Raw genomic sequence first — 6,616 nt, 5'->3', positions numbered from 1 at the left:
GGTCGACGCCGCGTACTGGACCCAGATCGGCGACCGCATCTACCTCCGCTGGGTCATGCCGCACACCGAGGACACCCTGCTCGACGCCCTGGCCCGGCTGCACGCCGCCGGCTCGTCCGCGCTGGTCGACGGCAGCCGGCTGATCGGCTCGTTCCGCGCCCTCGGCGTACTGGCCCCGGTCTGGGAGCTGCCGGCCGGCACCGAGGCCGCCGACGTGGAGAAGCCCGCCGCGGACTTCGCCACCGCGCTGGAGAAGGCGCTCGCCACCGAGGCGCCGCTGACCACCGAGGAGCGGGCCGCCAAGGCCGGCCTGGCCAGCCGCCAGCTCACCATCCGCTGACGCACGCGACAACGCCCCTCAGCTACGGCTGAGGGGGCGTTCTGTTCACTGACAGTGGTCTAGGCCATGATCGTTCGAATCGGCCCAGGAACGTGGACGGCCCAAGTCCTGCTGACGGGGGAGCAACAGGGCCTGGGCCTAGCCATGAAGAGTACTCAGGCCCGCCCTCCAACACAACCCCCGATTTCACTCCGCGTGTCGCGAACCTCACGGGACTGCGTCAGGGAGTCAGCGGGGCCCGCAGTACCGGGCAGGACATGCAGCGCGGGCCGCCGCGGCCGGAGCCCAGTTCGGAGCCGGAGATCCGGACGACCTCGATGCCGGACTCCTCGAGGCGGGCGTTGGTCTCGACGGTGCGCTCGTACGCGGTGCAGACCCGCGGGGCGACGGCGAGGGTGTTGTTCCCGTCGTCCCACTGCTCGCGTTCGGCGGTGACGGGGTCCAGGCCGGTGTCGATCCGGCGCAGCGTGTCGATGCCGAGCGCCTTCGCGGCCGCGACCAGGAACGGCTCGGGTGCGGCGATGTGGAGCTCCTCGCCGTCGGTGGTGACCGCGAGCGCGCGCATCTCCTCCGCCATGTTCGGGTACATCAGCACGGCGTCGGTGTCGACCATCGTGCAGACGGTGTCGAGGTGCATCGTCGCCCGCTGCTGTGCGATCGGTACGGCGAGCACGGTGTGCGCCAGGCCCTTCGCGAACACCCGGCGCGCCAGCCGCTCTACGCCGGCCGGTGTGGTCCGCTCCCCGACCCCGACGGCGAGTACGCCGGGGCCGAGCGCGAGCACGTCTCCACCCTCGACGTGCTCCAGCTGGTGGTCGTACACCTTGTCGGCGCCCGCGAACCGCGGGTGGAACGTGTAGATCAACTCGGTCAGCTGCGTCTCGCGCATCCGGGCCGGCATCGCCAGCGAGGTGACGGCGACCGAATCCCGGATCCAGACGCTGGAGTCGCGCGTGAACAGCAGGTTCGGCAGCGGGTCGATGAGGAAGTCCTCGTGCGCCAGGAGCGACGTCACCAACCCGCCGGAGTGCACCTCGTCGTTGCGTACGCCGGCCATCAGCGCCTCGGCCAGCGCCGCCGGATCGAGGTCGCCGAGGGAGGCTCGCAGGTAGTCGCGGAGGGTGTCGCCGAGTCGTAGGTCCTCCGTCGCGCCCGCCACCGCCTGGGCGCGGGCCTCCGGATGGGCGAGGGACTCGGCGAGCAGCTCGCCGAGGTACAGCACCTCGACGTCGCGGTCGCGGAGGGCCTGGGCGAAGGCGTCGTGCTCGTCCTGCGCCCGGCCCACCCACGGGATGCCGTCGAACAGCAGCTTGTCGTTGTTCCGCGGGGTGAGCCGCCGGAGCTCGTTGCCGGGCCGGTGCAGTATCACCGTCCGCAGCTGGCCGACCTCACTGTCGACGCCGTACGTCGTCCCGGTCATCCGTCCACCCTTCGGTCGCGGTCTCCGGACCACGGTACTCCCGCTGATGTGTCTGATTGTCCGACAATATCAGTCACGCACGCGGTCGTAGAGCAGGCAGAGCGCCCCCGACTCGGTCGGGGTCGAGGCGGTCAGCTTCCAGGACGTGGCCGGCAGGCCGTCCTCGAACAGGCGGGCGCCGCCGCCGACCAGCTCCGGATCGAGCGTGATGCTCAGCCGGTCGACCTCGTCGGCCGCCAGCAGGGCGCGGATCACGCTGGAGCTGGCCAGCACGATGATGTCGCCGCCGTCCTGGGCGCGGAGCTGCTTGACCACATCCGCGGGCTCGCCGTCGGCGATCCGGGAGTTCTGCCACGGCGCCTCGGTCAGGGTCGAGGAGAAGACCACCTTCTCGGTCTCGTTCAGCCAGCGGGAGAAGGCGCGGTCCTGCGGTGCGGCGTTCTCGTCGTCGGCGACCGACGGCCAGAAGCTGCCGAAGCCCTCGTAGTTCTTCCGGCCGAGCAGGGCGGTGGTGGCCGGCCCGGTGACCCGGAGCATGTGCTCGCGGGCGCCTTCGGTGATCGCGTGCGGGACGATCCAGCTCATGTCATAGTCGCCGCCCGCGCCGTTAGTCCGGCCGTCGAGCGAGAGCGAGAAGTTGGCGACCACGGTGCGCGTCATTTCGGTACCTCTTCCGGTGGGGTTCTGCTGATGTATCGATCCTGCTGCCACGGCCGCGGCGGAACATCTGCCAGCTGGCCGATATCGCCGATCGTTCGAAAGAACGAGATATCCACAGGTGGCAGATACTGAGGAGAACGATCGGCTGGGAAGGAACTAGGCTGCGGTGCTGTGCCCGGTGATGCTGTGCTCGACGAGCCCGACGAGAAGCCCGACGACAAGGAACCGTTCGAGCGCGCCGTCGGCTGCGTGATTCCGGCCAAGGACGAGGCCGGCCGGATCGCGGCGACCGTCGACGCGGTGCACAAGATCATCGGCGTCGACCTGGTCGTGGTCGTCGACGACGGCTCCACGGACCGGACGGCCGAGGTGGCCGAGCAGGCCGGCGCCGTCGTCGTACGGCACGAGAAGAACCGGGGCAAGGCCGCGGCGATGGAGACCGGCGCGGCGGCGATCGCCGAGCGCGACGGAGCCCGCCCGCGGCACCTGCTGTTCCTGGACGCCGACCTGACCGACACCGCCGCCGCGGCCGGTCCGCTGATCGAGCCGGTGCAGACGGGTCGTGCGGACATGACCATCGGGACACTGCCGGCGCAGGTGCGCGCCGACGGGTCCAAGGCCGGCGGGCACGGGTTCGTCGTCCGGCTGGCGCGGGCCGGGATCCGGGAGGCGACCGGCTGGGCGCCCGAGCAGCCGTTGTCCGGTCAGCGCTGCCTGACCCGCGCCGCGTTCGACTCCGCCGTACCGCTGGCCGCCGGGTTCGGCGTCGAGACCGCGCTGACCATCGATCTGGGGCGGAAGGGCTTCCGGATCGTGGAGGTGCCGATCGAGGTCCGGCACCGCGCGACCGGGACCGATCTGCGCGGGCAACTGCATCGCGCGAAGCAGTACCTGCATGTCCGGCGCGCGCTCGCCGCCCGCAGTGCGCTGCCCGCGGACGGTGGTGGACCGTCGCTGCGGAGCCTGTTCCCGCGGAAGTCCGCGCAATGAGTACCGACCTCGAGCTCGGGCGGAAGTACGGCCGCCGCGCCGTCGCCCTGTACCTCGCCTGTACGGCGCTGATCGTCGCGGTCGGGCTGCTCGGCCCGTCCGTGGTCGTGCTGACGCTCACCGGCCGGCACCCGTGGCTCCCGTCGTACTGGTTCGACGCGAAGCCGAACGACTGGCTCGTGTCGGTGCTGATCTACGTCGCGATCCTGCTCGGTGGGTACGGCGTCTACCTTGCCACCAAGGCGCTCAAGCACGGGTGGGCGCCGCGCGTCGACCGGTTGATTGCCCTGGGCATCGGTACGACGGCGGCCGTCACGTTGGTGCCACCCATGGCCTCCGGTGACGTCCTGATCTACGCGGCGTACGGGCGGATCATGTCGCTCGGCGGCGATCCGTACACGGCCTCCCCGGCGGACACCATCCGGCTCGGGTACGACCCGGTGATCACCGCGACCGAGCGGCCGTGGCAGGGCGCGCGCAGTGTGTACGGGCCGATCGCGACCTGGATCCAGTGGCTGGCGTCACTGATCGGCGGCAACTCCGCGCAGCTCACGGTGTGGATGCTGCAGTTGTCGGTCGCGATCAGCCTGGTCGTCACCGGCCTGCTGCTGGTCAAGCTGGTCGGCAAGGACCTGCCGGCCAAGCGCCGCGTGATCATGCTCAGCCTGGCGAACCCGCTGCTCCTCTGGGCGGTGCTGGCCGGCGCGCACAACGACTCGATCGCAGTGATGTTCGCGGTGATCGCGCTGGTGCTGTTCCGCCGGCACGTGTTCCTGGCCGGTCTGATGCTGGGCGTCGCGGGCTGTACGAAGCTGTCGATCGGCCTGGTCGGTGTCGCGATGCTCTGGGCGCTGCGGGCCGACCGGCGCAAGTGCGTGTACTTCTGCGGTGGCGGCGCGATCGCGATGGGCGGGCTGTACGCGATCGTCGGCCTGCAGGCGTTCCAGCAGGCGCGGTCGCAGACGTCGTTCGTCTCCACCGGGACGCCGCACAAGGTGCTGCTCAGCCTCTTCGGCCTGTTCCTGCCGAACGGTCTGGTCCGGACGGCGATCGCGATCCTGGCCTGGGTCGGGCTGGTCGTGGTCGCGATCCTGCTGTCGCAGGTGTTCCCGAAGTCGCTGGTGCCGCAGACCCATCCCGACGACCCGACCCCGGCCGCGATCCGGTACACCGCGATCTACGCGATCGCCTGGACGCTGACCGCGATGTACTCGCTGCCCTGGTACGACGTGATCGCCTGGGCCGCCCTGGCCGCGGTCGCGGCGTCCAAGGTCGACGGGTTGATGGTCGTCCGGACGACGATGCTCGCGATCGCGTACGTGCCCGGCCGGGACCCGCACGCGCGGCAGGTCGCCGCGAGCCTGTCGAACTCGCTGGACTTCTTCAGCTCACGGCTCCGCGACACCCTCTGCCCCGCGATCGAGCTGGCCGTGCTGATCGGCCTGATCGTCTGGGCGCGCCGCAACGGCGCCCAGTGGTGGCCGTACGACTGGCCCCGCCGCAAACAAAAACCCCTCCCCGCGAAGCCCGCCGAAGTCGGCTAGGTGGTGTCTGGTGATTCCCCGCCTACTGCGGGGCACCCGGCACACCAGCTAGTTCCAGAGGTCGTGGCCTGCTGCGACCGCCTTCGCGAGGACGGTTTTCACCGGCTTCTTCAGGGCGTTCGCGGCGGCGGCCACGTCGTCGTACTCCGGCTGCACGTTGACCACCTGACCGCCGTACCGGGCGATCTTGACGTGGATCCGCTGGCCGTCGACCTCGACCGTGGTGAACTCGCGGTCCGCGGCGTGCTTGCGGATCTCGAACTCGCGGAGCCCGATCGCGGACGTCTCGGACAGGATCACCGCGCGGACCGTCTCGGCGCTCGCACTGCCGACCAGCACCGACAAGGTGTGCGCCGGCCGGCCCTTCTTCATCAGGATCGGCGTCAGCCAAGCGTCGGCGGCGCCCGCCTCCATCAACCGGGCCAGCACCTGCGGCCAGATCCGCGGGTCGAGGTCGTCGACGTTGGTCTCGTAGACGAGCTCGGTCGCCGGGCGGTCGGTGGACTCGCCGATGATCACCCGCAGGATGTTCGGCACCTCGACCGGGTCCCGCCCGCCCGCGCCGACGCCGGTGGTGGTGACGCGCATCGGCGGCATCATCCCGTACTCGTCCGCCAGCGTGGCGAGCAGCGCGGCACCGGTCGGGGTGGTCATCTCGTACGGCGCCGTGCCGCCGGCCACCGGTGCGCCCGCCTCGGTCACGAGGTGCAGCACCGCCGGGCCAGGGATCGGGACACCGCCGTGCTGCCCGCGCACCTGCGTGCCACCGCCGAGCACGATCGTCGACACCACGACCTGGTCCAGTTCGAGCGACTCGACCGCCGCGGCGACGCCCACGATGTCCGCGATCGCATCCAGCGCACCGACCTCGTGGAAGTGCACACTGTCCGGCTCGACCCCGTGCGCCGCCCCCTCGGCCCGGGCCAACCGCCCGAACGTATCCAGCGCCCGAGCCCGCACAGCCCCGTCGAGCGCCGCCTCCTCCAGCAACCGCCGTACCTCAGCCCACGCCCGAGTCGGCCCGGACTGCCCATGCCCATGCCCATGCCCGTGCCCGTGCCCAGCCTCGTGCCCGTGCCCAGCCTCGTGCTCGTGCCCGTGCCCGTGCCCGTGGCCGTGGCCGTGGCCAGCCTCGTGCTCGTGCCCGTTCTCAGCTTCATGACCGTGCCCGTGGCCGTGACCTGCGGATTCCCCGTGCCCGTGACCGGCATCCGGGAGGTTTTCCGGGTGGGGCGTGCCGTTGACCTCGACTGTTGCCTTGGTGGCGGCGATCTGGTGGCGAGCGGTCTGGGCGACCGTCACCGAGAGCGAGGGATCCACGGCGGCGACCGCCGCATTCACAGCCCCGAGGTCGGCCCCGGCCGAGATCAAGGCGCCCAGGAGCATGTCGCCGGAGGCGCCGGCAGAGCAGTCGAGCCAGGCTGTGCGCATCAGGCCTCCTTCGTCTCGCGTGGGGTGGACTGCCGGGCGACCCGCGCCGCGAACACCCCGGCCCCGAACCCGTTGTCGATGTTCACGACTGTGACGCCCGGCGCGCACGAGTTCAGCATCCCGAGCAGCGCCGCGAGCCCGCCGAACGAGGCGCCGTACCCGACAGACGTCGGCACCGCCACCAGCGGTACGCCGACCAGCCCGCCGACGACGCTCGGCAGCGCGCCCTCC

6 protein-coding genes and 1 pseudogene are annotated in these 6,616 nt (G+C 71.2%); 3 read left to right on the top strand and 4 right to left on the bottom strand.

Features of this window, described 5'->3' with window-relative positions; translation table 11 throughout:
• On the top strand, positions 1-340 hold a 340-nt coding region (locus VFF46_RS35915; RefSeq protein ID WP_325041713.1), incomplete at its 5' end, for a DUF5926 family protein.
• A 220-nt stretch (positions 341-560) separates the two neighbouring features.
• On the opposite strand, the gene VFF46_RS35910 is transcribed toward VFF46_RS35915, so the two are convergent.
• Complete coding sequence (locus VFF46_RS35910) at positions 561-1,760, bottom strand: arginine deiminase (RefSeq protein ID WP_325041712.1); 1,200 nt, start codon at positions 1,758-1,760, stop codon at positions 561-563.
• Between the two features lie 69 nt (positions 1,761-1,829).
• Positions 1,830-2,420, bottom strand: coding sequence for a dihydrofolate reductase family protein (locus tag VFF46_RS35905; RefSeq protein WP_325041711.1), 591 nt, complete (start codon positions 2,418-2,420; stop codon positions 1,830-1,832).
• A gap of 171 nt (positions 2,421-2,591) precedes the next feature.
• Between VFF46_RS35905 and VFF46_RS35900 the strand changes: the two genes are divergently transcribed.
• Both VFF46_RS35900 and mptB read left to right on the top strand, forming a co-directional pair.
• A complete protein-coding gene (locus VFF46_RS35900) occupies positions 2,592-3,410 on the top strand; it encodes a glycosyltransferase (protein WP_325041710.1) in 819 nt (272 codons plus the stop codon).
• Positions 3,407-4,954: a polyprenol phosphomannose-dependent alpha 1,6 mannosyltransferase MptB gene (gene mptB / locus VFF46_RS35895; protein WP_325041709.1), complete on the top strand. Its 1,548-nt coding sequence runs from the start codon at positions 3,407-3,409 to the stop codon at positions 4,952-4,954. Before VFF46_RS35900 ends, mptB begins: the two co-directional genes overlap by 4 nt.
• A gap of 48 nt (positions 4,955-5,002) precedes the next feature.
• Here the strand turns inward: mptB and larC are convergent, their stop codons facing one another.
• Positions 5,003-6,385 (bottom strand): nickel pincer cofactor biosynthesis protein LarC, encoded by a 1,383-nt coding sequence (gene larC, locus VFF46_RS35890; protein WP_325041708.1) that lies wholly within the window; start codon positions 6,383-6,385, stop codon positions 5,003-5,005.
• Positions 6,385-6,616 (bottom strand): annotated as a pseudogene (locus VFF46_RS35885) (1-(5-phosphoribosyl)-5-amino-4-imidazole-carboxylate carboxylase); the annotation flags it as partial. The gene larC and the pseudogene VFF46_RS35885, both read right to left, overlap by 1 nt.

This window comes from Kribbella sp., assembly GCF_035655035.1.
Lineage (GTDB): Bacteria > Actinomycetota > Actinomycetes > Propionibacteriales > Kribbellaceae > Kribbella.
Note: the sequence above shows the minus strand (reverse complement) of the source record. Positions and strands in the feature narration are given on the sequence as shown.